This window comes from Stieleria sp., assembly GCF_041595215.1.
In the GTDB taxonomy this organism is placed as follows: Bacteria; Planctomycetota; Planctomycetia; order Pirellulales; family Pirellulaceae; genus Stieleria; species Stieleria magnilauensis.
Genome location: NZ_JBFHKV010001117.1, coordinates 1 through 2,719, shown reverse-complemented (window position 1 = coordinate 2,719; position 2,719 = coordinate 1). Strand labels below are relative to the sequence as shown.

Genomic DNA, 2,719 nt, shown 5'->3' with positions numbered 1-2,719 from the left:
TCGCCAAAGCCAAGGGGTGCAAGACGCCGATCATGCAGTTCGGTCCCGACGGCGCGTTCGCCTGTGATTTGCGAGACGACGAAAAGGCGGATGCGTTTCTGGCCGAGCACGGCTTGGAAACTGGCAAGTTCCTGTGCTGCATTCCCAGACTTCGCTACACGCCCTACTGGTTGATCAAAGACCGTCCGTTTGACCCGGTCAAACACGCGCGCAATGAGCAGATGAAGGAACACGACCACGCACAGTTGCGGGCGGCGATCATTGAGATCACAAAGACGACCGACTTGAAAGTCTTGCTCTGTCCCGAAGACCAAACGCAAATGCAGGTGGGCAAGGAACTAATCTTGGATCGCTTGCCCGCAGACGTCCGCCAGCGCGTGGTCTGGCGGCCGAATTACTGGTTGACCGGCGAGGCGGTGAGCGTTTATGTCCGCAGTGCAGGTCTGTTCGGCAACGAGATGCATTCCCCGATCATGTGCATCGGCCACGGGGTTCCCGCGATCGTCTGCCGATGGGCCGAACAGACGTCCAAGGGTTACATGTGGGAAGACATCGGACTGGGCGAATGGCTGTTCAACCTCGATGACCCCGCCGACGTGCCCAACATCGTCCCGACCATCCTGGATCTGGCCCGCAACCCGGAGTCGGCTCGACAGAAAGCGCGGGCGGCGCAACAGCGAGTCGAACGCTATCAAGCCGAGACGATGGCGGTGCTGCGAGACGAACTCCGATGAAGCTGCCTATCGACACGTCTATTCCAACGTGTACTCGATGAACAGCTCGTTCTCTTTGACGTGTTTGGCTGAGGATTGCGATTTCTGCCAGGCCGCCCATTGATCATCGTCGGCCAGGTCTTTTAGTGCTTTCTCCGTCGCGTCGCCTGACTTGGCTTTCGCTGCCCAGCCGGTGTCGGCTCGGACGACGCGGCCTTGACATTTTTGGAGCAGACGTAAGTACAGGGGACGGGCGGGCATTTGCCAGGATCCCTTCGGGTTGCGAGTGAGCGCCAGTTTGCGATCGACCGGGATGAAGGCCGTTAATTCGTCTTCGTTGGCCATCAGTTCGAGTCCCTGTCCGCGGGCGGTGGCGTTGTGGCTGGCGTGGTGTCCCACCTTGTAAAACACCGTTCGCGAGAGCAAGTCCGCGGCCGTCACCTTGCCAACAGCGCCGTCCGCATCGGGGACGGACCAATGAAGTTCCGGGTCATGCCAGGACAGCCAATTCCCTTGCTGGGCGTCGGCGGGAAACAGCAACACCTTTCCGTCGGCGATCCGCTCAATCGCAAGCACCAGAGAGGTGTTGTTGGTCAGACTATCGAGCTGGAGTGCGAAATGGGTGGCCGCGTTCATCCAGCCGAAATCGACCGATCGCCAGTCCTGCTTCGTCTCGCAGTAGCCGGGATACAGACGACGTTTTTGCGTTTCATCGCGGAGGCGAAATCGCGAATCGAACGGCTGTTCCAACTCCGATGCCTCTTCGTCGGCAGCCGACGCCGGACTTGCCGCCGTCGCCGCGCTTAATTTCGCCGCTCGCATCAGCCCGTACAGTTCATCGCTGCCGTGCTCGCCGAGATCCTTCAATAGATCCTTGTCACGAGGAGGTCCGAGCACATAAATGCGAAAGCCCGGCAACCAGTCCGTTTCGATCAGATCGCCCTGATTGTGATAAGTCGGCTTGGCGCCGAGTCCCGTACGGACGAAATCCATCGCTTCGTTGACGGTCTTGGCAAAGCCTAACGGATCGTCGGACGCTTCACCGGCAAATCCCATCAAGTCATGCACCTGCTTGCCGACCTCGGTATCGGGTGACGCAAGAGCGATCTCTGCCAACGCCTGTCCCAAATCGTTGCGGTACTTGGCGAGTGTCTTGGCATCCGGATCGGCGGGGTCTTCGGTCCAGGCCAACCAGACGTGATTGACGTTGCCGACCAACGCTTTCATCGCCTTGGTCCGAAACGCGGACAAATGGTCTTGATGCTCGTGCGTCGCGACCACGACGTCCAGCCGACCGTTGTCCAGGATCGTCGATTCGAGGTGCTTGACGATGTCGTCGGTTTTGACATCGGAGTTTTTATTACCCAGTGTGCCACAATCGATCAGCATGTGACGCTCGTCGCCGCCGACATCAAATGTCACCAGAAAACAGTCCCCGAGCCCCTGACGAAACATCCGCACGCGGACGGCGGGCAGGTCGCTCTGCGTTGGAGACGCCTTACGCTTCGTGGACTTGCGTTTTGTCGACTTTCCTTTGGCGGCTTTTGGGGTCACGCGTTTACGATTGGTACGCTTGGATTTGGTTCGCCCCGCCTTGGTCGAGGCCTGTGACCGCGTCTTGACTTTTTTACTGGCTGATTTGCGTTTTGCCATTGGAGTTGCCTAGAGGGAGGGACCACGGTGGAGGAGTGCGAACGGCTCATCGCCATGCGAGGGCGACTCCGCGTTCAGCGAGCGTGCGCCTAAGTAGGTCGCCTGTAAGGAATCGAACTCGCCGAGTGCAAACTCCTGTTGTCGGGCCAGCCGCGAAGAACTTTTCAGGCTTTTTCGAATGCAGTAACGCACGCTGCTGGCGCGCAGATCGGCGACGACGGTGCAGCCGCCTTCAAACGACATGCTGGGACCCTTGGGGTCACTGGGATCGACCGGCTGTGTGGTCGTTTGCAGCAGTCCCATCAACAGCTGGGGCAGCACGTCGCCATCGGGGCTGACGCGACAGGCGATCC

The 2,719-nt window shown here is 59.4% G+C and carries 3 protein-coding genes; 1 reads left to right on the top strand and 2 read right to left on the bottom strand.

Annotated features, from left to right (window positions below):
• Window positions 1–734, top strand: a 734-nt coding sequence (locus ABX749_RS28670) for a polysaccharide pyruvyl transferase family protein (RefSeq protein WP_372899049.1), incomplete at its 5' end; no start/stop codon positions are given.
• 18 nt (window positions 735–752) lie between these two features.
• Here the strand turns inward: ABX749_RS28670 and ABX749_RS28665 are convergent.
• On the bottom strand, window positions 753–2,267 hold the full coding sequence (locus ABX749_RS28665; protein WP_372899048.1) for an MBL fold metallo-hydrolase: 1,515 nt from the start codon (window positions 2,265–2,267) through the stop codon (window positions 753–755).
• Window positions 2,268–2,375: 108 nt separating this feature from the next.
• A partial coding sequence (locus ABX749_RS28660) for a hypothetical protein (RefSeq protein ID WP_372899047.1) occupies window positions 2,376–2,719 on the bottom strand: 344 nt, incomplete at its 5' end.